Source organism: Caloramator sp. mosi_1, from assembly GCF_028622835.1.
In the GTDB taxonomy this organism is placed as follows: Bacteria; Bacillota; Clostridia; order Clostridiales; family Caloramatoraceae; genus Thermobrachium.
In genome coordinates this window covers 1301933-1326013 of sequence record NZ_CP117677.1, presented here as the reverse complement: position 1 = coordinate 1326013, position 24081 = coordinate 1301933, and the positions used below count along the sequence as shown (strand labels likewise).

Genomic DNA, 24081 nt, shown 5'->3' with positions numbered 1-24081 from the left:
TTGACTGTGCAGTTTTCAAAGAACTTGGTGGGCTCAAGTGGAATCGAACCACCGACCTCACGCTTATCAGGCGTGCGCTCTAACCGTCTGAGCTATGAGCCCATATATTATATATGGTGGAGATGAGGAGATTCGAACTCCTGACCCCCTGCTTGCAAGGCAGGTGCTCTCCCAACTGAGCTACACCCCCATCTCGCTTAATTATAATATCAAAAATATAATGTTATGTCAACACACTAAAATAGTTTTTTGATGTTAATTTGTTACAAAACAAATACAAAATACATATACAAAAATGGTTCTATAATAAATGTTGGGGCGTAGACCCAGCATATTTTTTACAAAAAATATGTGCACCTGATTAGACACCTGGTAAAATTAAAATAACCAAACAAAAACCTTACCTGAAAGGAGGCATCCATCAAGTGCACACTAATAATTCTATCAAAAATTTATTAGGTTTTAAAGATGTTATTATAAAAAGATTATTCATAATGACACGTACATTGAGATATACTTAGAAACTAAGAAAAAATTTGTACTTGCCCTAATTGTAATTCCAAAGTTACAAGAGTTCACGATTATAGAATTCAGCGTATTAAAGACATACCCTTATTCTTTAAACATACTTTTATCATTCTTAAAAAACGTAGATATCGTTGTAATGCCTGCGGCAAAAAATTTTATGAACATATAGAATTTTTACCTCGTTATCATAGAATAACTAATAGATTAGCTATGTTTGTAATTTATGAATTATCTAATGAATATAGTATGACATCAGTTGCTAGAAAAACTAATCTATCTATCGATACTATAAAACGTATTTTTGATAATGTATCTTACTCTTCTCCTACTAATTTACCTAAAATAATATCTATAGATGAATTTAAAGGTAACTCTGGTGGTTCTAAATATCATTGTGCAATAGTCGATCCTGTTAATCATAAAATACTAGACATTATTAAAGATAGAAAAGAGCATATTCTTATAGATTATTTTAGAAAAATTAAAAATCGCGATAGCGTTACACACTTTATTTGTGATATGTGGCAACCCTATATTGATTTAGCTAAAACTTATTTCAAAAATGCTGTAATTGTTATAGATAAATTTCACTATATTAGACAAGTCATATGGGCAGTAGAAGCGGTAAGAAAACGTATCCAAAGAGAACTATCAATTAAATTAAGAAAATACTTTAAAAGAAGTAAAAAGCTTATTTTAAAAAGATATGGCTTACTTGATACAGATTCAAAGTTAGCTTTACAAGTTATGTTTTCTTATAATAGTGAATTAGCAATTGCCCACACTTTAAAGGAAAAGTTATTGAGTATTATTGATGCTTCACCTTCTTCTAACGAAGCTCGTGTCCTCTTAAAAGATTGGATTAAACTTGCACAAAATAGTGGTATCAATGAATTGAAAAGATGTGCAAATACCTATATCAGATATTTTAATGAGATTTGTAATTCTTTTGATATTCCTTATACAAATGCTTGTATAGAAGGATTTAATAATAAAATCAAAGTTATTAAAAGAATAGCCTTCGGCTATAGAAATTTTGATAGATTCAGGAATAGAATTCTTCATTGTTGTAATAAATAATCTGTTAAATATTGTATTTTAGGAAATCCAACTATCGTTGGTCTTTTTGTCGTGCAATTTTTAAGGGTAAACTCCCTCATCCTATCTATCTTGCTAAAATCATTATCAAATAAGAAAGGACAGGCATTCTAATCTAATGCCCGCCCCAACTATTGACAAAGAGCCCAAAAATGTGATTAAAAAAGGTTGCGATTGCAACCTCCTACATTCAAAGTGGCTCCACGGAGAGGACTCGAACCTCCAGCCCTTCGGTTAACAGCCGAATGCTCCACCATTGAGCTACCGTGGAATATTCTATTTTATCCGGCAACGACCTACTCTCCCACACCGAATTGGTGCAGTACCATCGGCCCTGCGGAGCTTAACCTTCGTGTTCGGAATGGGAACGGGTGTTTCCTCCGCGGCATTGTCACCGGATTAGTTCTTTCAAAACTGCACAGCCTATATGATCAAGCCCTCGACCTATTAGTACCAGTCAGCTAAACGCCTCACGACGCTTACACCTCTGGCCTATCAACCTGATGTTCTTTCAGGGGTCTTACTAGCTTAACGCTATGGGAAATCTCATCTTGAGGTGGGCTTCGCGCTTAGATGCCTTCAGCGCTTATCCCTTCCGAACTTGGCTACCCAGCTGTGCCACTGGCGTGACAACTGGTGCACCAGAGGTTCGTCCATCCCGGTCCTCTCGTACTAAGGACAGCTCCTCTCAAATTTCCTACGCCCGCGACGGATAGGGACCGAACTGTCTCACGACGTTCTGAACCCAGCTCGCGTGCCGCTTTAATGGGCGAACAGCCCAACCCTTGGGACCTACTTCAGCCCCAGGATGCGACGAGCCGACATCGAGGTGCCAAACCTCCCCGTCGATGTGGACTCTTGGGGAGATCAGCCTGTTATCCCCGAGGTAGCTTTTATCCGTTGAGCGATGGCCCTTCCACTCGGTACCACCGGATCACTAAGCCCGACTTTCGTCACTGCTCGACTTGTCAGTCTCACAGTTAGGCTCCCTTCTGCCTTTGCACTCTACGCGCGATTTCCAACCGCACTGAGGGAACCTTTGGGCGCCTCCGTTACTCTTTAGGAGGCGACCGCCCCAGTCAAACTGCCCGCCTAACAATGTCCCGTGACCAGATTCATGGCCTCCGGTTAGAGCTTCAGTATCATCAGGGTGGTATCCCAACGTCGGCTCCATAGCGCCTAGCGACGCTACTTCTCTGCCTCCCACCTATCCTGTACAGACAATACCGAAACTCAATGCTAAGCTGCAGTAAAGCTCTACGGGGTCTTTCCGTCCAATCGCGGGTAACAAGCATCTTCACTTGTACTACAATTTCGCCGGGTCCCTTGTTGAGACAGCGCCCAGGTCGTTACGCCATTCGTGCGGGTCGGAACTTACCCGACAAGGAATTTCGCTACCTTAGGACCGTTATAGTTACGGCCGCCGTTTACTGGGGCTTCGGTTCAAAGCTTCGCTTGCGCTAACCTTTCCCTTAACCTTCCAGCACCGGGCAGGCGTCAGCCCCTATACATCGTCTTTCGACTTAGCAGAGACCTGTGTTTTTGCTAAACAGTCGCCTGGGCCTATTCTCTGCGGCCTACCTTGCGGTAGGCACCCCTTCTCCCGAAGTTACGGGGTCAATTTGCCGAGTTCCTTAACAAGGGTTCTCCCGCTCGCCTTAGGATTCTCTCCTCACCTACCTGTGTCGGTTTGCGGTACGGGCACCAGCATCCTCGATAGAGGCTTTTCTCGGCAGTGTGAAATCAGCTGCTTCGTCTTACGACTCCCCATCAACACTCAGCTTATCCTCCCGGATTTGCCTAGGAGGCACGCCTTGTGCCTTGGACACACATATCCATCAGTGTGCTCAGCCTATCCTCCTGCGTCACCCCATCTCTCAAACGGCTACTGGTGGTATCGGAATATCAACCGATTGTCCATCACCTACGCCTTTCGGCCTCGGCTTAGGTCCCGACTAACCCTCAGCGGACGAGCCTTCCTGAGGAAACCTTAGGTTTTCGGCGAATAGGATTCTCACCTATTTCTCGCTACTTATGCCAGCATTCTCACTTCTTAGCAGTCCACCAGTCCTTCCGGTCTGACTTCTACCCGCTAAGAAAGCTCCCCTACCACCCGTTAGGGTCCATAGCTTCGGTGGTATGTTTGAGCCCCGGACATCTTCGGCGCAGGACCTCTCGACCAGTGAGCTATTACGCACTCTTTAAATGAATGGCTGCTTCTAAGCCAACATCCTGGTTGTCTTGGAAATCCCACATCCTTTTCCACTTAACATACACTTTGGGACCTTAGCTGATGGTCTGGGCTGTTTCCCTTTGACCACGGATCTTATCACTCGTAGTCTGACTCCCGGGCATCAAGATCATGGCATTCGGAGTTTGATAAGGTTCGGTAACCTAGACGGCCCCTAGCCCATTCAGTGCTCTACCTCCACGTCTCTAACCCGAGGCTAGCCCTAAAGCTATTTCGGGGAGAACCAGCTATCTCCGAGTTCGATTGGAATTTCTCCGCTATCCACAGCTCATCCCATGGTTTTTCAACACCAACGTGGTTCGGGCCTCCAGTGAGTTTTACCTCACCTTCACCCTGTCCATGGATAGGTCACCCGGTTTCGGGTCTACGGCATGCAACTTTTCGCCCTTTTCAGACTCGGTTTCCCTACGGCTTCACACCTTAAGTGCTTAACCTCGCTACATACCGTAACTCGCTGGCTCGTTCTACAAAAGCACGCCGTCAGGCCTTAACGCCCTCCGACTGCTTGTAGGCACACGGTTTCAGGTTCTATTTCACTCCCTCCCGGGGTTCTTTTCACCTTTCCCTCACGGTACTATACGCTATCGGTCACCAGGTAGTATTTAGCCTTGGGAGGTGGTCCTCCCTGCTTCCCACAGGGTTTCACGTGTCCCGTGGTACTCTGGATCAGGTCTAGCTTAAATTCTCTTCGCCTACAGGGCTATTACCTTCTGTGGCCGGCCTTTCCAGGCCTCTTCGACTAGAGATTTTAAACCGTTATGACCTGTCCGCAACCCCAGAGTTTCCTCTGGTTTGGGCTCTTCCCCTTTCGCTCGCCGCTACTTAGGGAATCGATTATTCTTTCTCTTCCTCCGGGTACTTAGATGTTTCAGTTCCCCGGGTGTGCCCTCCTTAACCTATGGATTCAGTTAAGGATACCTAGTGTTTACTAGGTGGGTTCCCCCATTCGGACATCTGCGGATCACAGCCTGTTTGCGGCTACCCGCAGCTTTTCGCAGCTTACCACGTCCTTCTTCGGCTCCTGGTGCCAAGGCATCCACCATGCGCCCTTTGTAGCTTGATCTTACAAAGAACTTGTTACCTTTGGCTGTGCAGTTTTCAAAGAACTTGGTGGGCTCAAGTGGAATCGAACCACCGACCTCACGCTTATCAGGCGTGCGCTCTAACCGTCTGAGCTATGAGCCCATATATTATATATGGTGGAGATGAGGAGATTCGAACTCCTGACCCCCTGCTTGCAAGGCAGGTGCTCTCCCAACTGAGCTACACCCCACATTAGGACCTTACGGTCCTTCAAAACCAAACAGCGAGAGCTATTTCCTCTTAGAAAGGAGGTGATCCAGCCGCAGGTTCTCCTACGGCTACCTTGTTACGACTTCACCCCAATCACCAGCCCCACCTTCGACAGCTGCCTCCCTTGCGGGTTAGCCCACTGGCTTCGGGTGTTGCCGGCTCTCATGGTGTGACGGGCGGTGTGTACAAGGCCCGGGAACGTATTCACCGCGGCATGTTGATCCGCGATTACTAGCAACTCCAGCTTCATGTAGGCGAGTTGCAGCCTACAATCCGAACTGGGACCGGTTTTTGAGATTAGCTCCCCTCGCGGGTTTGCAACTCATTGTACCGGCCATTGTAGCACGTGTGTAGCCCAGAGCATAAGGGGCATGATGATTTGACGTCATCCCCACCTTCCTCCTGGTTAACCCAGGCAGTCCCTCTAGAGTGCCCAACCGAATTGCTGGCAACTAAAGGCAAGGGTTGCGCTCGTTGCGGGACTTAACCCAACATCTCACGACACGAGCTGACGACAACCATGCACCACCTGTCTCACCGTTCCCCGAAGGGCACCCCCGTGTTTCCACAGGGTTCGGTGGATGTCAAGCCCTGGTAAGGTTCTTCGCGTTGCTTCGAATTAAACCACATGCTCCGCTGCTTGTGCGGGCCCCCGTCAATTCCTTTGAGTTTTAATCTTGCGACCGTACTCCCCAGGCGGGGTACTTAATGCGTTAGCTGCGGCACAGAGGGCTTCGCCCCTACACCTAGTACCCATCGTTTACAGCGTGGACTACCAGGGTATCTAATCCTGTTTGCTCCCCACGCTTTCGTGCCTCAGCGTCAGTTACAGTCCAGAAAGCCGCCTTCGCCACTGGTGTTCCTCCCAATCTCTACGCATTTCACCGCTACACTGGGAATTCCGCTTTCCTCTCCTGCACTCTAGCTCTCCAGTTTGAGTGCAGTTCCTGGGTTGAGCCCAGGGATTTCACACCCCACTTAAAGAGCCGCCTACGCACCCTTTACGCCCAGTAATTCCGGACAACGCTTGCCACCTACGTATTACCGCGGCTGCTGGCACGTAGTTAGCCGTGGCTTCCTCCTCCCTTACCGTCATTATCGTCAGGGAAGACAGAGCTTTACAACCCGAAGGCCTTCATCGCTCACGCGGCGTCGCTGCGTCAGGGTTTCCCCATTGCGCAATATTCCCCACTGCTGCCTCCCGTAGGAGTCTGGGCCGTGTCTCAGTCCCAGTGTGGCCGACCACCCTCTCAGGCCGGCTACCCATCGTCGCCTTGGTGAGCCGTTACCTCACCAACTAGCTAATGGGCCGCGGGCCCATCCTTGAGCGGAATTAACCTTTGGCTAAGACGCCATGCAGCATCTTAGCGTTATGCGGTATTAGCAGGCCTTTCGACCTGTTATCCCCCTCTCAAGGGCAGGTTACCCACGTGTTACTCACCCGTCCGCCGTTGAGGTTCAAGAAGCAAGCTCCTATCCCCTCCGCTCGACTTGCATGTGTTAGGCACGCCGCCAGCGTTCGTCCTGAGCCAGGATCAAACTCTTATGTTATAACCTAGCTTTTATTTGGTACGTTCGCTCTCGCTGTTCAGTTTTCAAGGACCGTTGACGCTTATTTATATTATCACGTCTTTTTATCTTGTCAACACCTTTTTTGTTTTATTCTCGGTGTCGCTAACAACATAATTTATTATATTGCATCTTTTTATCTTGTCAACACCTTTTTTAAAAATTAAATTGGCTCCACGGAGAGGACTCGAACCTCCAACCCTCCGGTTAACAGCCGGATGCTCCACCATTGAGCTACCGTGGAACGCTTACAGATTATATTATATCAATATTTTTGTTTTTTGCAATATGTTTTTGCATTTTTTATTATGATTTTTGTTTATTGTTTTGTTAAATAAGTTTGTTATTAGTGAACTACCACCACCTATAGAAGTGGTGGCTTCGTGGTCAATACTCCCATCGGAGCAAGTTTACCCACGCTCAAAGGGCTGTTCCATCCCCAGTTTTACCATTCATATGGCTAACTTTAGTAGTTTGTTTTTCACTCTTTTAGCAACATTCATCACCCACTTATAGAAGTGGGCGACTTCTGTCACTAATTAGGTTAAATAGCTCTCAGCCTTTTATTTCTTATTGTATTTTAAAAAACAATTTAATTACTTTGTAGGTTTCATTGTTGGGAATAGAATAACATCTCTTATTGAATATGAATCAGTTAAGAACATTATTAATCTATCTATCCCTATACCTAATCCCCTGTTGGAGGCATACCTATTTCAAGAGCATTTATAAAATCATCATCCATCATATATGCTTCATCATCGCCAAGTTCACGTTCTCTTAGTTGTTGTAAAAATCTTTCCTTTTGATCAATAGGGTCATTAAGCTCTGAATATGCATTGGCAATTTCTCTTCCAAATACATATGCTTCAAATCTTTCAGTAAACGCTGGATCATCTGGTTTTTTCTTCGTAAGTGGTGAAACTTCAACAGGATAATCTAAAACAAATGTAGGTTGAATTAGATGCTTTTCAGCATATGTTTCAAATAAAGCAACCAATATATCTGCTTTATTACAGTCCTTCAATTCCTTTTTAAGTTCATCTTCAACCTTCATCTTTTAGCTATTTCTCTCGCTTCGTCGTCTGATTTAATTGAATCAAAATCCACTCCAGCATACTTTTTAACAGCTTCCTTCATTGTTATTCTGTCCCAAGGAGCTTTAAAATCAATTTCTGTACCTTGATATGTTACCTTTGTTGTTCCTAAAACTTCCATACAAACAAATTCAACTAACTGCTCAGTTAATTCCATCATATCATTATAGTCTGCATAAGCTTGATAAAGTTCTATTGCAGTAAATTCCGGATTATGTCTTACGTCTATCCCTTCATTTCTAAAATTCTTTCCAATTTCATATACTCTTTCAAAACCACCAACAATTAATCTCTTTAGATATAGCTCTGTAGCTATTCTTAAATACATATCTATATCTAAAGCATTGTGATGAGTTATAAAAGGTCTGGCCGCTGCACCACCTGCAATTGGTGATAAAATCGGTGTTTCAACTTCTATGTAATCTCTATCATCTAAGAATTTTCTTATGGCCTTTATAATCTGTGTTCTTTTTATAAATGTATCTCTAACATTCTCATTAACTATTAAATCAACATATCTTTGTCTATATCTTAAATCTGGATCCTTTAATCCGTGCCACTTTTCTGGAAGTGGTCTTAATGACTTAGTAAGTAAAGTAAAGTCCTTAACTAAAACAGATATTTCTCCTGTTTTAGTCTTAAATACCTCTCCTTCAACCCCAATGATATCACCTAAATCAAGGCTCTTGAAGAACTTTAACTTCTCTTCTCCAACATTATCAATCTTTACATAAAGTTGAAGCTTTCCGTATCTATCGTGTATGTCGCTAAAACCAGCTTTACCGTGAATTCTCTTTGACATTAAACGCCCTGCTACTCTAACTGTCTTGTTTTCAAGTTCTTCATACCCGTCCTTTACTTGTTTTGATGTATGGGTTCTGTCGTACTTAACTATTTCAAAGGGGTCTTGTCCTTTTTCTTTTAACTCTTCAAGCTTTTGTATTCTCTGTCTTATAAGCTCATTGTACTCCTCTTCAAGTTGATTGAGTTCAACTCGATTTAGTTCCTCATTTGCCATCTTTTATACCTCCATTTTTTAATGTCTTTTAATCTCTAATATTTCATAAGTTATTGTACCATCTGGTACTTGAATTTCAACTTTATCTCCAACCTTTTTACCCATTAATCCCTTTCCTATTGGAGCTTCATTTGAAATCTTCATCTTCTTAAAATCAGCCTCTGCAGAACCTACTATTGTAAACTCCATTTCATCTCCATATTCTAAATCTTTTACTTTTACTATGCAACCTATTGATACAACATCAGTCTTTATATCCTCTTCATCAATAACTTTAGCATTCTTTAACATATTTTCAAGGGTTGCTATTCTTCCTTCTACAAACGCTTGTTCATTCTTAGCTTCATCATATTCTGAGTTTTCACTTAAATCTCCATAGGAAATGGCTGTTTTTATCTTCTGTGCTACTTCCTTTCTCTTAACGGTTTTTAAGTATTCTAATTCCTCTTCTATTTTTTAATTCATTCATATGTAAGAATAACTTGTTTGTTTTCTGCCATATTATTACTCCCTTTTAACATTAAATTTATAATATTATATGCTAAATAATTAATAATAAAACACATTTTATAATTAATAACAAGCACTATAAGAAAACTTACAGTGCTTGTTATTAACCATTGAAGTTATTATAAAACACCTAATACTTAGTGTCAATAATTATATTAATTATTATGTCTCAAATTCAAAATTTTCATAATTTATTTTACCATCTCTTCATTTCTTTCTTCTTCTTTTAAAACTACAACCCTCGGCTTAAAACCTAACTTATCAAGCATCTCATTATAATCATCACTTGTTATTTGTTCTTGCGGCTTATTTATCAATGTAACTAACACAGCCTCTAACACATTTGTACCAAATGACCTTCCTTTAAATTCAGGTGTAGTCGTAATTAGCATATATGCTTCTCTTTTCTTAATTCTTCCACATCTTCCTTTGTAACTGTATTAGTTATTATTATTTTTCCTCTTAAATCCTTAGGCATATATTTTTTATAAACAGGAAATCTCCTGCTATTATTTCAGCTTCGTTAAAATACTTTTCAAACTTTTCTACATTAACCTCTTGTTCTTTACCAGTTGGATACAATTTTTCAAACGGCATTCTACAGGCAATTGGAAGAATAATATCCGCTGCTGCCTGAAAAACTCTATAGCTTCTTATTGGTATTGGTATATTGAGTGCAAAAATTACATCTCCAAAAGTAACATCCGCGCCGTGAGTATGAAAAGCTTCTGCCATACCAAATCTATCTGAAGCACTTACCATAAGTACTTTTTATTTTTCAATGAAAACATATTTTCATCTATGTATTTTATAACTCTTCTCTCTAATGTGTTCTTTAAACCCGAACCATCAACAATCGGTGTCTTTTGAGCAGCCTCCATCAAAGGTAATGCATCTTTAATTACATATCTTTTACTTGCATTGTATAAGTATAAATCTATACCACCCATACCAAAAGCATCAACTTTACCGTCTAATTCTTTTATTAACTCTATAGCCTTTTCTTTATCTCCATCAGTTCCTATCCTTTCAACAACAAACTTTTCACCAAGAAGCTCAACCTCAGCAGAATGATTTCTTGAAGATGATCCTAAGCTAACTGAAATAACTCTTTTCATAAATATCCCCCTAATCTATTATGGTTTTTATAATATCTAATACCCTTTGCGGCTCTACATATATGTCATTTTTCAAGGGTGATTCTCCTATCTCAAGTGTATACACGTGGCTGTCTAAAAGCTTTGCTAAAATCTTGGTTCTAACATTAGAACCTATGATAATACAGTGCTTGTATTTTCTAACCTCTGATATTATCTTTAATACACTCTCTAACAACTCTTTGCCACCCTGTTTTTTATGAAATTCTGTCTCTCTTCCTCGTTCATAAGAAGTATATATTCAACATTAAAGGTTCTAAGAACCTCTATAATCTCTTCTTTATTTTTTATCGGAAAACCAATAACAGCAATATCTCCTCCCTTACGCACTTCCCCTATACTTTCAAGTCTTGATATAAAACTTCTATCAACATCTAATATCTTTGCAACCTCCTGCTGGGAATACCCTTTTCCCCTAAGTTCTATTATTTCTTCAATTTTTTTATTTATACGTGAAACACTGATTGTTTTATCTCCTATTTTTACAAAATCCATATCATACCTCCTGGTGCACAATTTGTGCTCAATTACATTTTATACCTTTCGCTTATTAAATTCAATACAAAAAGGACTATAATTTTATATAGTCCTCAGGCTGTTAAAAAGTCAATACAAGATAAGCCCCTTGAAGGATTTCCTTGGCATTCCTTCATTTCGCTAAGCAAGTCTAAGCTTTTCTTTGTTTGAAAAGTCCTACCCTCGCGATGCCCTCATCCTTGAGGGCTGCTCGGCTCGGCACATCGTGTGCCGAATTACGGACTTTTTCATAGTCGAAAAGCAAGACTTGCTAAAGCTTATGAAAAGCCTACTGAAATCCTTTCAAGGGGCAGTTTCATAATCTGAGCATCTTTTATGTTAGTCAACAATATGAGGACTATAATTTTATATAGTCCTTTGTAACTTTCAAGAAGCTCGATAATTTCCTCTTTGCCTTCAATTCTATTAATCATATCCCTAATAGATGTAGCATTCTTTAACCCCTTTAAATACCAAGAAATATGCTTCCTCATCTCAATTACACCACGTTGCCCTTTAAATTTATACATCATCTCAAGATGTGTAATTGCAAGATCGATCTTTTCCTGAGGTAGTGGATCCTCTATAATTATACCTTCCCTAAGGTAAGTAATAACCTTTTTAAAAATCCACGGATTACCTAAGGCACCACGACCAATCATTATTGCATCACAACCGGTATGTTCAAATAATCTTTTGCATCTTGGCAAGTAACCACATCTCCATTACCTATAACTGGAACATTTACACTCTCTTTAACTTTTTTATTATATCCCAATCAGCCTTTCCTTCATACATTTGACTTCTTGTTCTTCCGTGAATAGCAATAGCACTTACTCCACAATCCTCAAGCATCTTTGCAAACTCAACCGCATTTACACTATTTTCATCCCATCCTTTTCTTATTTTACAAGTAACAGGCTTTTTGACTTCTCAACAACCTTCTTTACAATTCTCTTTGCAAGTTCTGGTTCTCTCATTAAGTAGGAACCTTCTTTATTCTTTACTATCTTGGGTGCAGGGCACCCCATATTTATATCTATAAATGCTACGTCTTCTTTTTCACTTATTTTTTCAGCCATATATCCCATAATATCAGCATCTGAACCAAATATCTGTACAACTGCCGGTGCTTCTCTTTCATCTATATCAAGCATAAACTCTGTTCTTTGACTTCCATAATAAAGCCCCTTCGAGCTTACCATTTCTGTATAAACTAATCCTGCACCGAATTCTTTACAAATGATTCTAAATGCTTTGTCTGTTACTCCTGCCATTGGTGCTAAAAACACATTATTTTCTGGAACGAAATTTCCTATGTTCATAAAATCACCTGTTCTTTTCGTATATTATTCTCAATCCCTCTAATGTAAGATAAGGATTTATCTCGTCGATTGTTTTACTTTCAGTTGAGATTAACTTTGCAAGTCCACCGGTTGCAACAACATAAGGAGTTTCCTCCTTAAGCTCCCTCATCTCTTCCTTCATCTTTGTTACAATATTGTCTACAAGTCCAGCATATCCGTATATAATACCTGATTGCATACTTTGAACTGTGTTTTTACATATAACTGATGGAGGTTTTATTAGTTCAATCCTTGGAAGTTTTGCTGCCCTCTCAAATAGTGCATCACTTGCTATTTTTATTCCTGGCGTTATTGCACCTCCATAGTAGTCTCCATTTTTGCCAACTGCACAAAATGTTGTTGCAGTACCAAAGTCAACTATTATCAAAGGTCTCTTATATATATCATGAGCTGCAACAGCATTAACTATTCTATCTGCTCCAACTTCCTTTGGATTGTCATACTTTATATTTATTCCTGTTTTTATTCCTGGTCCAACAACAAGAGGTTCTACCTTGAAGTATTTTCTAATCATATGTTCTAATGAATACATAATATTTGGAACAACAGAGGAAACAACTACAGCATCTATGTCCTTATAGTCCAAACCTGCCTTTTCAAATAAATTTATTACAACAATTCCATACTCATCAGCAGTTCTTTGTGTAGTTGTTGCTATTCTCCAGTCGATAACAAGTTTTTGTCGTCATACACACCTAAAACTATATTAGTATTACCTACATCAAACACTAATAACATATTAACGCACTCCTTACTCATATTTAACACATCATTTACATTGTAACAACTAATTATATAAAATTCAATAAAAATAAGACGTCCTTTAGACGTCTTATCTTCCAAATAAAGTAAGAAGTACACCTGCTGCAACCGCAGTACCTATAACACCTGCAACATTAGGTCCCATAGCGTGCATAAGCAGAAAGTTTGATGGGTTTTCTTTTGACCAACTACCTGTGATACTCTTGCTGCCATTGGAACAGCCGAAACTCCTGCTGAACCTATAAGTGGGTTTACCCTACCCTTTGTAACTTTACACATAATCTTTCCAAGCAAGATGCCTCCTGCAGTACTAAAGGAGAATGCTACAAGGCCTAATGCTGTTATTGCTATTGTTTCAAAGTTTAAAAAGCTCTTTGCGTTTGCAGTAGCACCAACTGTAAGGCCTAAGAATATTGTTATTATATTAATCATAGCGTTTTGAGCCGTATCAGAAAGTCTATTTACTACACCACTTTCCTAAATAGGTTTCCAAGCATAAGCATTCCTATAAGTGGGGCTACAGAAGGCAATAAAAGAGATACAAGTATTGTAACCACTATAGGGAATATTATTTTTTCAAACTTAGAAACTTTTCTTAATTGATCCATCTTTATCATTCGTTCCTCTTTGTTGTAAGAAGTTTCATTATTGGTGGTTGAATTAGAGGAACAAGTGCCATATATGAATACGATGCAACTGCGATAGCTCCTAATCTATGTGGTGCAAGCTTTGATGCTAAATATATTGAAGTTGGGCCATCTGCACCACCAATAATACCAATAGATGCTGCCTCTTGCGGAGTAAATCCTAATAAAAGAGCTACTAAAAGGCCATAAACACACCAAATTGGGTTGCTGCACCAAGTATTATACTGGATGGATTTGCAATAAGTGGTCCAAAATCCGTCATCGCTCCAACACCTAAGAATATCAGTGGTGGATAGATTTCCTTTTCAACTCCTTGGTATAAATACCAAAGAAGCCCTCCCATATGCCCATCCTTAGGTGCATCCATAATACCTGTTATGGGCAAATTCGCCAAAAGCATACCAAAAGATATAGGAAGTAACAGTAAAGGTTCAAATTGTTTAACTATCGCTAAGTACATCAAAACCAATGAAACAATAATCATTATAAATTGACCCCAAGTCATATGTAAAAATCCAGAGGTCTTTATTATATCCCTAAAAGCATTTATCACCATATCCAAGAACATACAACTTCCCCATACTATTTATATTTTGCAAGCACATCATCTGTAGATACACTATTACCCTTGCTAACTAAAACTTCAGTTATCACTCCATCTTCTCCAGCCATTATTTCATTTTCCATTTTCATAGCCTCTAATATAAAGAGTACATCTCCCTTTTAAACTTATCTCCAACATTTACCTTAACATCTAAAATAGTTCCTGGCATTGGAGCCTTAACATCCTTATCGTGGGATGAAACAGCAGTTTCCTTTTTCACTTCTGATATGTCTGTTTTATTTTCCTTTGATACCTCTTCAACCTCAACTTCAAATCTCTTACCGTTTATGTTTACTATATACCTTTTCATACATATCCTCCCATCTATTTATTTAATAATCTTATACTTTTTATTTTTATTTCATTTAAAGGTCTTTTTAATTCGTGTGCTACAACCGCTAAAATAGCCGCAGCTTCCTCATCATCAAGCTCTGCTTCTGTATTGATTTGTCCACTTAATTTGCCACTTGTTTGCCTTTCAACAGGCTCGCCTTTAAAAATAGGCACATCCTTTTATTAGTAGATGTATCACTTTTATGACTTTTAAAATTCATTTTTTCAACAAATAGTGAAATAATTTTAATTATAAACCCAAGGAATATTAATACCAAAAATACTATGAGCATTGCTATGATTGTAGTATTAATTCCCAAAAGCAGTCTGTCTCCTAAGTTCAACTCTTTCCCTCCCTCTTATATATTTATTATTTATTTTACCACATTGTTATTCAAAATTTAAGATGTTTTGCAATAAAAATTTCATATTTTTTAAAATTTTAAATCATACTATATATTTAAGGTATAAAAATAGCAAAAAGGAAGAGTAAAAATTACCCTTCCTTTTTGCCTTATTGTTTACCCTGCTTAAGAATTTATTCATATCAACAATAAATCTTTCGTGTATTCCTTCTCCTATTTTTTCAACCTCGTCAAAGGCTTCGACTTTAAAAATAACCTTTTACCTTCTACACCTATTATTTCTGCCTCTGCCCTAACCTTCATACCAATAGGAGTAGCTGCAAGATGTTTAATATTTAAGCTTATTCCCACTGTCGAAAAACCTTCATCTAAAAACTCATCTAAACACTCTTTTGCTGCACATTCCATTAAACCTACCATAGCAGGAGTAGAATAAACATCTACTCCTCCACTTGCATAGTTTATAGCAGAATCCTTATCTTCACAAACCCTATCAATTATGTGTTTTTTCCAACCTTAATCTCCTTCACTTTCATCACCCCTATGCTTCATTAAAGATGGCTTCAAACTCATCCGCCTCAAGCTTTTCTTTTTCAAGAAGAGCTTCTGCAACTTTATGAAGCTTATTCATATTTTCCTTTAGTAGATTTTCTGCTCTTTCATAGGCTTCGTGAATTATACCTTTAATTTCTTTATCTATTAAAGCTGCTACCTCTTCACTATAATTTCTTGATTTTGCAAAATCACGACCTAAGAATACTTCTTCGTGTCCAGAACCAAATTCAATAGGTCCTAAAACATCACTCATACCATATTCTGTTACCATCTTTCTTGCAATGTTTGTAGCCCTTTCAATATCATTTTTCGCACCAGTACTTATGTCATTTAAAACAAGCTTTTCGGCAACTCTTCCACCAAGTAATCCTACAATTTCCTCAATTAATTCTGTCTTTGAAGCGTAATGTTTATCTTCTTCAAGAAGTGCCAACGTATATCCTCCTGCTCTTCCTCTTGGTATTATACTTATTTGATGAACAGGTGCTGCATTTGGTAAAAGCTTCATAACTACAGCGTGACCTGCCTCGTGATAAGCAGTAAGTTTTCTTTCCTTTTCACTCATAACTCTGCTCTTCTTCTCTGGTCCTGCTATAACTCTTGTTATAGCCTCTTCTAATTCTTCCATTCCAATTAGCTTTTTATTTTTTCTTACAGTTAGAAGTGCCGCTTCATTCATAAGGTTTTCAAGATCTGCACCTGAAAAACCTGGCGTTCTCTTTGCTATTATCTTTAAATCAACATTTTCATCAAGCGGCTTATTTCTTGCGTGAACCTTTAATATTTCTTCTCTTCCCTTAACATCTGGTGCATTTACTACAATCTGTCTATCAAATCTTCCTGGTCTAAGTAGTGCAGGGTCTAATATATCTGGTCTATTAGTTGCTGCAATTACTATTATTCCTTCTGTTTGTACCAAATCCATCCATTTCAACAAGAAGTTGATTTAGTGTTTGTTCCCTTTCGTCGTGTCCTCCTCCTAAACCTGCACCTCTTTGTCTACCAACTGCATCAATTTCATCTATAAACACAATACAAGGAGCATTTTTCTTTGCAGTATCAAAAGATCTCTTACTCTTGATGCACCAACACCAACAAACATTTCAACAAAATCAGAACCACTTATGCTAAAGAAAGGTACTCCAGCTTCACCTGCTACTGCCTTTGCAAGTAGTGTCTTACCTGTTCCTGGAGGACCAACTAATAATACACCCTTTGGTATTCTTGCTCCAAGCTCAATATACTTTCTTGGTTGTTTTAGAAAATCAACAACCTCTTCAAGTTCCTGCTTTTCTTCATCTGCTCCAGCAACATCGTTAAATGTTACCTTTTTCTTATCATTATTGACAAGCTTTGCACGGCTCTTTCCAAAGTTCATTACTCCTTTGCCGCCGCCTCCCTGTGATTGTTGAATAAATATAAACCAAACAACACCTAACATAATAAGCATTAATATGTTTGGAATTGCTGATACCCAAACTGGGAATTTAGTTGGTGGTATAAATTCTAAATCTATTTTTGCTGAATGAGTTTTATTATACTCATCAACCTTCTCTTGTAATTTTTCAGCTGAATTTATATTAACCTTAAATTGTGTCTTATCGACAAGCTCTCCAGATGCTTCACCAGTATCTACATCTACCACAATCTTTTTACCTTTCCTTCACTTATAGCTGTATCAAGCTTTGTATATGTGAACTGCTCCTTTTTGTTGATGGATTTCCAAAATAAGTTACAGCCACGAAAAAGCTAATATAATAAGTATCCAAGCACTTGCACTCTTAAGAAATGAATTCTTCAACTTAAGCCCCCTCTCAAATTAGCAACTTGTATTATTTAATTTTATCATAATATTATAATATATACAATTATTTGTTTGCATAGGCTTCCTCCTTGACAACAGCAATATATGGTAAATTTCTGAATCTTTCTGCAAAATCAAGTCCATAACCTACAACAAATTCGTCTGGAATAGTAAATCCTATATAATCTGCCTTTATATCAACCTTTCTTCTCTCAGGCTTATCTAAAAGGCAACATATCTTTAATTCCTTAGGATTTCTCTTTTTAAATATTCATATAGATATTTTAGAGTTGTTCCTGTATCTATAATATCCTCTACTATTATTACATTTTTACCTTCTATATCAAAATCTAAATCCTTTAATATCCTTACTACACCTGATGTTTGAGATGATAAACCATAACTTGATACAGCCATAAAGTCCATTGTTACATCGTTTTCAACACACCTCATTAAATCTGCAATAAATACTACTGAACCCTTTAATACACCTATAAAGAAAAGCTCTTCGTCTTTAAAGTCCTTCATTATATCCTTTGCAAGTTCACTAACTCTTCTTTTTATATCTTCTTCCTTTATTAGTATCCTCTCTAAATCTTTATTCATTCTATACACCTCTTTCAAATCTTATTTCCAAAATCCTTTTGGTTTTATCATCTATGCGATATAGGCTGTTGTCACGCATACCTATTATCCATACTATTTCTGAACCCTTTGCTATAAGTGGTATAGTCTGCCTCTTATCACGTGGAACCTTTTTGTCAATAAAAAATCCTTTATTTTTTCTTTCCACCTACACCACTTAAAACAATGTAATCTCCCGATTTGCGGTTTCTTACAAATATATCATTTCCTATTTTATCATAATCAAAGTATTTTATAAATGTATTACCTTTAATATTATTTAAATTTTCTAATATATTTGTATAAATTTTTGCCTTCAATTCTGGTATATAGGTAATTCCTGGTATATTGATTTTATATTCATATTCAACACTATAATCCTTTATAGTTTCTATTAAGAAGTTTTTGTATTCAATTTTACACACAATATTATGAGGCAAAACAACATATTTACCTGTTTCTCCTTTTAGTATTAAATTAATGCAATCATCTATATGTTTTTGCTCTATTCCACTTATATTCCCATATACCACTTCAATAATTTTTCTTATTATTCTCCTCTTTATTGCTATATGCTGTTTGTTAAATACGTCAATACTAAATCTATTATTAATATAATGTTCATTTAATATATCATCTACATAACCTTGTAAAAATCCTCTTCACTTTTTATTATTTGAGATAATCTATTTAAACTTTCAACTATATTTGAATTAAAATGTTCCTTTATATAAGGTATAAGTTCTAATCTCACTTTATTCCTGGTATATATGCTTTCTTTATTTGTACTATCAATCTGAGGATTTAGTCCATTTTCTTCACAATATTTTTCTATTTCATCCCTTGTTAAACAAAGTATAGGTCTTATATATTTACCGTCCCTTTTATTAGGGATACCTACAAGCCCTAACGTTCCTGTTCCTCTTATTAAGTTCATTATTATTGTTTCTGCATTATCGTTCATATTATGGGCAAGAGCAATTTTGTTTGCACCTACTTTATTTAACACTTCATCAAAAATTTATACCTTATAAATCTTCCTGCTTCCTCCGATGTCATCTTATGTTCCTTTGCAAATTCTTCTACCTTAACCCTTATACTAAAATGTTCTATATTAAGCCTTTTGAAAGCATTCTTGAGTATTCCTCATCTCTTAAGGCTTCTTCACCTCGTATCATATGATTTATATGTGCTGAATAAATAGTTATATTTAGTTCTTCCTTTAATGAATACAAAATATGCAATAAGCAAACCGAATCTGGACCACCCGATAAGCCAACAACTATTTTATCACCAGGTTGAATTAAATCATTCTCTTTGATATAATCTAAAACCTTCTGCTTCATAATTCACCACTTCCATTTAAAAGATATATATATAATATAACGTTATATATAAAATTCATCAAGAAGGCACATAAAATAAATATAAAGGCCGTGAACATCTAAATTCATTAAGTCCACGGCACCTTATAAATTTATTTTTTAACTAACCTTCCATATTTTTGACACAATTACAGTCATATCGTCCTTTATGTTATTACCATAATACTCCTTAGCTTTATTTAGTAAATAATCTGCAACATCCTTTGGGTTTCCACTATCAAATTCTCTAAGTGCCTTTATAATCCACTTTTCCTTAAGATTATCATTGCAATCAACAACTCCATCACTTACCATAACAATCATATCGCCACTTCTAAACTCAACTATATGACTTTCAATATCTATATCATCTAAAATGCCAACAGGAAGTGCTGAACTCTTTATTACCTCAACATCCCTTCCTGATTTTATAAATGTTGGTGCTGCACCTATTTTTATAAATTCACCCATACCACTATACAAATCAATAAGTCCCATATCAACAGTTGCAAAACTTTCATCACAGGATCTTAAAACTAAAACTGAATTTATTGCTTTGATTGCTGTATTCCTTTCAAATCCAGCCTCCATAAGTTTTTCTAATAGGGCAATAGTAGTATTGCTTTCCATATTAGCAGCTCTTCCACTTCCCATTCCATCACTTAATGCAAGCATATATCGACCTTCTCCTATATTTCCAAAGTAATATGTATCACCAGATACCTTCTCCTTTGAAGCCTTGGCAACTGCCGTAACTAAACTAAAACTTTCTGCCTCTATAAGCCTAAACTGACACATAGTCTTATTTTCGTCTATTCTACATCCCGAACCATCTACAACCATCTTCATACCTAATGCCCTTGAAACTGCCTTTTCAAATTCCTTAACACACAGATTTTTCCCTCTACAAGGCTTTCTATAAAAGGTTATCTCATATTTTTCTCTACCATTTTTCAAAGCTACTATATTATCAAACTCTAAACCCACTTTATCAAGTTCAACTGCTATTTCCTCCTCTACATCATTCCTAAACACAATGGAGCTTGATGTTTCTTTAACCATAGATTCAATTATATTAGATATTCCCTTTATTTGTTCTGATAGAATCATACGAGAATTAATTAACTTCTTTCTCCATCTATTATTTAATCTCATTATCTCTAAAAGATGTATCGACTGCTTCATTATTTCTGTTGGTCTTATACATTTTCTTCTCATACTCTCAGGCATTTCCATAACCGAGAGCATACCCTTCTTTTCTATTAATCTTAACATTTCTACTATTGAATCATAAGTATAATATAGCTCCTTACCCCAACAAATACTTTTGCAATCACAATTTGCACATACTCTATCTGCTATTTTTTCTACTAAACTATTTATTTCTTGTTTCTTAGATAACTCATTTTCTATATTCTCCTGTAAAATTGATGATATATCATATAATGTACTTGACATCGAGGAAAGCCTAAGTTCCATAAGTCCCTTTACTTTTTCTATATATGACTTTTGAAGTTCTATTAATTTTTTATCTCCATCTAAAGAAGAGGTTAACTTTTTAAACCTTTTAGTAGGCATAATCATAAAAATAGATGCCGCAATCATAGCCTCTATAAAAATATTATTTAAAGTTATACTGCCTAAACTGTAAAAGGAAAGCATAGCCGTTGCAATAGTAAAAGAAACAGCAACTATAAATTTGTTGTAATCCTTAAAAACACCCGCAATAAGTCCACTAAAACCAAACAAACCTAAACTCATTGCCATTGATGGATCAGAAATGCCAGAAACAACTCCCATTGTAACTCCTACAGCAGCCCCCATACTTGCCCCTTCACTATAGCCAAAACATATTACAACCAGCATAGCTATAATGTTTTTTATAGAGAAACCATATATACTAATATCCCATAAACCTGATACTACAAGTGATAATGCAAGTATAAAGCATATAATTTCTTCTTTAGAATATAGTTTCCTTGACTGTTTATTAAAATACAATGGTATACCGTAACTAAAGATGTATGCAGTTGATACCATTATCAAAGATTCAAAGACTGAAACTATAATATCATATGGTAATATATCTAAGTTGACATAGAATTTAAAAACAATATTCACAACAATATTTATAATAAACGCTAATAAAGCAAACTTATATATTTTCTTATTTTCTGATAAAAACGGAATAAAAATCATAAGTGCCATTACTGTAACAACGTGTGAATAGGATAAATTATTTTGAAATGATAGTATATAACCTAAAACTACAAATATGGATACTAAAAATGATTCAAACCTGTTTAGCACTGAATATGATGCTACCAAAAACGCAACTCCAAAGGGCATAAGTGCTTTTAACATAACTACTCTACTGACCAAAAGAGCACTTAGAAGTAATAACAAATACCTTAAGGAAAACAGATCAATACTTAACTTTTTATGAACCTTATTTTCTGAAACCCTCCTATATGGCAATATATCATCTCTATACATAAATATCCCCCAATTTCAAATTGTAGGGATATTATACCAAATATATGCAGAAATATTTGTCATTATTACAGATATACTACAAAAAGTTTCCGACAGCTTATTTAAAAAATTATTCTACAAAAAGATATTCGACTCTTATATTCAACAAATTTTTATTATAAAAAGACGCAATTTATCTAAATAATATTATTTGTCGATAGTAATTATATAAAGGCTTTATAAATAACAAAAAAATTTAGATGTTTAAATATATTAAAAGGAAAATGGTTACTTATGTAGAATTAAAAAATATATAAAGTTTTCAAAATAAAATAAGGAGAATATGAAAAATGATTAATTTTAATAATGAAGAAATTGGAATTTCTGCTGAAATAGCAATAGCAGATATATTTGATATTAAAATACCCGATTATTATCGTGAAAGAGGTAGACAAGAAGTTATAGATGTTATAAAACCAGCTGTTATAACTGTTTTTGAAAAACATCAACTCCCTAAACCACAAAAACACATAGCCGAAGACCAAAACCCAATAGATTTTATTTTGGATAATAATTTAACACTATCTGTTAAAACAAATCAAAAATCTCTTGGTAAAGTAGCTCCACAAAGAATTGGACAACCTACAAGCAAAACATACTTTGAATATTTTAAAGATATAATTGATGAAGACGTTCCTGATTCCTATGAAAATAGAATAGAACTTTTTAAAAAAATTACTATCGAAAAAATAGATTTAGTTATGAAGGAATACTGGAATAACATATTTGAATGCGATTATTACCTACATTTCTTTAATATCATAGATAAGATAGGTAATATTAATTCTAATCCGTCTTATATTGTATTAAATAAACCAAATAAATCTCCAGATTGGAAAAAGATGCGTTTACCTTTACTCAAACACTAAACACTTGGAAAGAAAGCTGTACAGTAAAATATTATGGGATTAGTATAGGTGAATTCCAAGTCCATAACAAGAGAGACTGTTTTAAGTTTAGATTCAATATGAAGTCTATATTAAAACTTCAAGAAAAGAATCTTATCTAATAAAACAAATAGCACATTTAAGGTTTTACTATTTAACCTTAAATGTGCTATTTTAAGCTTTCTAAATAAAACATCACTTTATAAGACAATGTAAATATTCAATTGTAAAATCGGCTTTATGATTCCTGTTATCCTTCTTATCGGCTCTAAATCGTTTATAATTCTCTTTAGTAAATAATCTGTATTCTCCATACTTTCCCATAATTTTTTCTATTGTTTCTAAATCCATTAACCCTTCATTATTATAACTTAAAAATATATATTTAAATTTTGCATTTGCAATTAAATCTTCAAAAACCCCTTCAACAGTTCTCTTAGAACAATATTTACTTTTTAAATTATCATCTTTCCTTAATCCAGTCTTTCCTACAATTTCAGGATTATCGTACCTTGCAATAGTTTCTAAAAGGTGATAGTTTGCACAATACTGTCTTGTGTTATATGGTGGATCTAAATAAAGTATATCACCTTCTATTTCTCTTATTAACTCATTTACATCTTTATTATATACAATACCAATATTCTCACCATATATAATTGGTAAAAACTCTAATTCAAATCTTTTTGTGCTGATTTTTTAATATGTTTTAGAAAAGCACCATAAACAGATGCTGTATTAGCATATTTATCTATCGATTCTATTAAGCTTGCTAATAAAAATAATATTCTTTTTCGCTTATTTTACTACTTACTCTTAATTCTTCAATTTCTTGACGTATAGCATCACACTTTTTCCCATTCTCATCTGTAAAATACTTTCTACCAGACCCTGAACCTTCACAATAATTTTTATATATAAATCCTTCTACACCGTCAATATTATTTAAGTAATGGAATTTATTTATATCTATTTCTTCATTATTTTCAATATAATGTTTATTTAAAACATAGCTATAATATTGTATATCATTAGATATAACTTTATATCCCTGTTTTTGAATGTCGCTCCAACAACTCCCGTACCAGCAAATAAATCTGCAAATATTTTATTGTTTGTATCTTTATTTCCTACTACAGATTGTATTGAATTTACAATGAAATCAATTAGAGAATATTTTGATCCAATATAATTCAT

The 24081-nt window shown here is 36.2% G+C and carries 18 protein-coding genes, 5 tRNA genes, 3 rRNA genes and 8 pseudogenes; 2 read left to right on the top strand and 32 right to left on the bottom strand.

What is annotated here, in order from left to right:
* Positions 1 to 25: 25 nt before the first annotated feature.
* Both PL321_RS09460 and PL321_RS09455 read right to left on the bottom strand, forming a co-directional pair.
* Positions 26 to 102: transfer RNA gene (locus PL321_RS09460), tRNA-Ile, on the bottom strand.
* 12 nt (positions 103 to 114) lie between these two features.
* Positions 115 to 190, bottom strand: a tRNA-Ala gene (locus PL321_RS09455).
* 344 nt (positions 191 to 534) lie between these two features.
* On the opposite strand from PL321_RS09455, the gene PL321_RS09450 reads away from it, so the two are divergent.
* A complete protein-coding gene (locus PL321_RS09450; RefSeq protein WP_273964333.1) occupies positions 535 to 1608 on the top strand; it encodes an ISL3 family transposase in 1074 nt (357 codons plus the stop codon).
* 214 nt (positions 1609 to 1822) lie between these two features.
* On the opposite strand, the gene PL321_RS09445 is transcribed toward PL321_RS09450, so the two are convergent.
* The 28 genes and pseudogenes from PL321_RS09445 to spoIIE all read right to left on the bottom strand — a co-directional run bounded on the left by PL321_RS09445 (position 1823) and on the right by spoIIE (position 21958).
* A tRNA-Asn gene (locus tag PL321_RS09445) sits at positions 1823 to 1897 on the bottom strand.
* Between the two features lie 12 nt (positions 1898 to 1909).
* A 5S ribosomal RNA gene (gene rrf / locus PL321_RS09440) occupies positions 1910 to 2025 on the bottom strand.
* 28 nt (positions 2026 to 2053) lie between these two features.
* Positions 2054 to 4940, bottom strand: a 23S ribosomal RNA gene (locus PL321_RS09435).
* A gap of 45 nt (positions 4941 to 4985) precedes the next feature.
* Positions 4986 to 5062: transfer RNA gene (locus tag PL321_RS09430), tRNA-Ile, on the bottom strand.
* A gap of 142 nt (positions 5063 to 5204) precedes the next feature.
* Positions 5205 to 6721: ribosomal RNA gene (locus PL321_RS09425) — 16S ribosomal RNA — on the bottom strand.
* Together the 16S, 23S and 5S rRNA genes with 3 tRNA genes alongside form the textbook arrangement of a ribosomal RNA operon.
* Positions 6722 to 6908: 187 nt before the next feature.
* A tRNA-Asn gene (locus PL321_RS09420) sits at positions 6909 to 6983 on the bottom strand.
* A 352-nt stretch (positions 6984 to 7335) separates the two neighbouring features.
* Positions 7336 to 8854, bottom strand: a pseudogene (gene lysS / locus PL321_RS09415) (lysine--tRNA ligase).
* A gap of 18 nt (positions 8855 to 8872) precedes the next feature.
* On the bottom strand, positions 8873 to 9307 hold the full coding sequence (gene greA, locus PL321_RS09410; RefSeq protein ID WP_443110769.1) for a transcription elongation factor GreA: 435 nt from the start codon (positions 9305 to 9307) through the stop codon (positions 8873 to 8875).
* A gap of 248 nt (positions 9308 to 9555) precedes the next feature.
* Positions 9556 to 9756 (bottom strand): hypothetical protein, encoded by a 201-nt coding sequence (locus tag PL321_RS19915; protein WP_337961007.1) that lies wholly within the window; start codon positions 9754 to 9756, stop codon positions 9556 to 9558.
* A 70-nt stretch (positions 9757 to 9826) separates the two neighbouring features.
* A complete protein-coding gene (locus tag PL321_RS19910) occupies positions 9827 to 10126 on the bottom strand; it encodes a hypothetical protein (protein ID WP_337961006.1) in 300 nt (99 codons plus the stop codon).
* The gene (locus PL321_RS19905; protein ID WP_337961005.1) at positions 10120 to 10482 is read right to left on the bottom strand and encodes a hypothetical protein; all 363 of its coding nucleotides are present in this window, start codon (positions 10480 to 10482) and stop codon (positions 10120 to 10122) included. Before PL321_RS19905 ends, PL321_RS19910 begins: the two co-directional genes overlap by 7 nt.
* Positions 10483 to 10492: 10 nt before the next feature.
* Complete coding sequence (locus tag PL321_RS09400; RefSeq protein WP_273964280.1) at positions 10493 to 10699, bottom strand: hypothetical protein; 207 nt, start codon at positions 10697 to 10699, stop codon at positions 10493 to 10495.
* Positions 10693 to 11016, bottom strand: a complete 324-nt coding sequence (locus tag PL321_RS09395) for a helix-turn-helix domain-containing protein (protein WP_273964279.1) — start codon at positions 11014 to 11016, stop codon at positions 10693 to 10695. The genes PL321_RS09400 and PL321_RS09395 overlap by 7 nt, the downstream gene beginning before the upstream one ends.
* A 398-nt stretch (positions 11017 to 11414) precedes the next feature.
* A pseudogene (gene dusB / locus PL321_RS09390) lies at positions 11415 to 12362 on the bottom strand (tRNA dihydrouridine synthase DusB); the annotation flags it as partial.
* A 4-nt stretch (positions 12363 to 12366) separates the two neighbouring features.
* A pseudogene (locus PL321_RS09385) lies at positions 12367 to 13142 on the bottom strand (type III pantothenate kinase).
* 94 nt (positions 13143 to 13236) lie between these two features.
* A pseudogene (locus PL321_RS09380) lies at positions 13237 to 14381 on the bottom strand (sodium ion-translocating decarboxylase subunit beta).
* A 14-nt stretch (positions 14382 to 14395) separates the two neighbouring features.
* Entirely contained in the window at positions 14396 to 14506 is a 111-nt protein-coding gene (locus PL321_RS19900) for a biotin/lipoyl-containing protein (protein ID WP_337961004.1), read from the bottom strand.
* A 5-nt stretch (positions 14507 to 14511) separates the two neighbouring features.
* Positions 14512 to 14727 carry a hypothetical protein gene (locus tag PL321_RS09375; RefSeq protein WP_337961003.1) on the bottom strand — a complete coding sequence of 72 codons (216 nt, stop codon included), beginning with the start codon at positions 14725 to 14727 and terminating at the stop codon, positions 14512 to 14514.
* Between the two features lie 14 nt (positions 14728 to 14741).
* The gene (locus tag PL321_RS09370; protein WP_273964278.1) at positions 14742 to 14924 is read right to left on the bottom strand and encodes a hypothetical protein; all 183 of its coding nucleotides are present in this window, start codon (positions 14922 to 14924) and stop codon (positions 14742 to 14744) included.
* Positions 14873 to 15070 (bottom strand): OadG family protein, encoded by a 198-nt coding sequence (locus tag PL321_RS21290; protein WP_443110768.1) that lies wholly within the window; start codon positions 15068 to 15070, stop codon positions 14873 to 14875. Before PL321_RS21290 ends, PL321_RS09370 begins: the two co-directional genes overlap by 52 nt.
* A 127-nt stretch (positions 15071 to 15197) precedes the next feature.
* Positions 15198 to 15535 (bottom strand): annotated as a pseudogene (locus PL321_RS21285) (thioesterase family protein).
* Between the two features lie 136 nt (positions 15536 to 15671).
* Positions 15672 to 17471, bottom strand: a pseudogene (gene ftsH, locus PL321_RS09360) (ATP-dependent zinc metalloprotease FtsH); the annotation flags it as partial.
* Between the two features lie 67 nt (positions 17472 to 17538).
* Positions 17539 to 18080 (bottom strand): annotated as a pseudogene (gene hpt / locus PL321_RS09355) (hypoxanthine phosphoribosyltransferase).
* 1 nt (position 18081) lies between these two features.
* Positions 18082 to 18267, bottom strand: a complete 186-nt coding sequence (gene tilS, locus PL321_RS09350; RefSeq protein ID WP_273964277.1) for a tRNA lysidine(34) synthetase TilS — start codon at positions 18265 to 18267, stop codon at positions 18082 to 18084.
* Positions 18251 to 18631 carry a hypothetical protein gene (locus PL321_RS09345; RefSeq protein WP_273964276.1) on the bottom strand — a complete coding sequence of 127 codons (381 nt, stop codon included), beginning with the start codon at positions 18629 to 18631 and terminating at the stop codon, positions 18251 to 18253. The genes tilS (PL321_RS09350) and PL321_RS09345 overlap by 17 nt, the downstream gene beginning before the upstream one ends.
* A gap of 104 nt (positions 18632 to 18735) precedes the next feature.
* On the bottom strand, positions 18736 to 19107 hold the full coding sequence (gene tilS, locus PL321_RS09340) for a tRNA lysidine(34) synthetase TilS (RefSeq protein ID WP_443110704.1): 372 nt from the start codon (positions 19105 to 19107) through the stop codon (positions 18736 to 18738).
* Positions 19108 to 19207: 100 nt separating this feature from the next.
* The gene (locus tag PL321_RS09335; RefSeq protein ID WP_273964274.1) at positions 19208 to 19444 is read right to left on the bottom strand and encodes an ATP-binding protein; all 237 of its coding nucleotides are present in this window, start codon (positions 19442 to 19444) and stop codon (positions 19208 to 19210) included.
* A gap of 138 nt (positions 19445 to 19582) precedes the next feature.
* Complete coding sequence (spoIIE, locus tag PL321_RS09330) at positions 19583 to 21958, bottom strand: stage II sporulation protein E (protein ID WP_273964273.1); 2376 nt, start codon at positions 21956 to 21958, stop codon at positions 19583 to 19585.
* A 329-nt stretch (positions 21959 to 22287) separates the two neighbouring features.
* On the opposite strand from spoIIE, the gene PL321_RS09325 reads away from it, so the two are divergent.
* Positions 22288 to 22866, top strand: coding sequence for a hypothetical protein (locus PL321_RS09325; RefSeq protein ID WP_273964272.1), 579 nt, complete (start codon positions 22288 to 22290; stop codon positions 22864 to 22866).
* Between the two features lie 213 nt (positions 22867 to 23079).
* Here the strand turns inward: PL321_RS09325 and PL321_RS21280 are convergent, their stop codons facing one another.
* Positions 23080 to 23520, bottom strand: coding sequence for a DNA adenine methylase (locus PL321_RS21280; protein ID WP_273964505.1), 441 nt, complete (start codon positions 23518 to 23520; stop codon positions 23080 to 23082).
* A 136-nt stretch (positions 23521 to 23656) separates the two neighbouring features.
* Positions 23657 to 24081, bottom strand: a pseudogene (locus PL321_RS21275) (DNA adenine methylase).

Bases quoted from the DNA above. Each gene is read 5' to 3' on its own strand.
- PL321_RS19900 (WP_337961004.1), bottom strand. From the start codon at position 14,506: ATGAAAATGGAAAATGAAATAATGGCTGGAGAAGATGGAGTGATAACT.
- PL321_RS19905 (WP_337961005.1), bottom strand. From the start codon at position 10,482: ATGAAAAGAGTTATTTCAGTTAGCTTAGGATCATCTTCAAGAAATCAT.
- PL321_RS09375 (WP_337961003.1), bottom strand. From the start codon at position 14,727: ATGAAAAGGTATATAGTAAACATAAACGGTAAGAGATTTGAAGTTGAG.
- PL321_RS09335 (WP_273964274.1), bottom strand. From the start codon at position 19,444: ATGAAGCAGAAGGTTTTAGATTATATCAAAGAGAATGATTTAATTCAA.
- PL321_RS09325 (WP_273964272.1), top strand. From the start codon at position 22,288: ATGATTAATTTTAATAATGAAGAAATTGGAATTTCTGCTGAAATAGCA.
- PL321_RS19910 (WP_337961006.1), bottom strand. From the start codon at position 10,126: ATGGTAAGTGCTTCAGATAGATTTGGTATGGCAGAAGCTTTTCATACT.
- PL321_RS19915 (WP_337961007.1), bottom strand. From the start codon at position 9,756: ATGCTAATTACGACTACACCTGAATTTAAAGGAAGGTCATTTGGTACA.
- PL321_RS09395 (WP_273964279.1), bottom strand. From the start codon at position 11,016: ATGGATTTTGTAAAAATAGGAGATAAAACAATCAGTGTTTCACGTATA.
- spoIIE (WP_273964273.1), bottom strand. From the start codon at position 21,958: ATGTATAGAGATGATATATTGCCATATAGGAGGGTTTCAGAAAATAAG.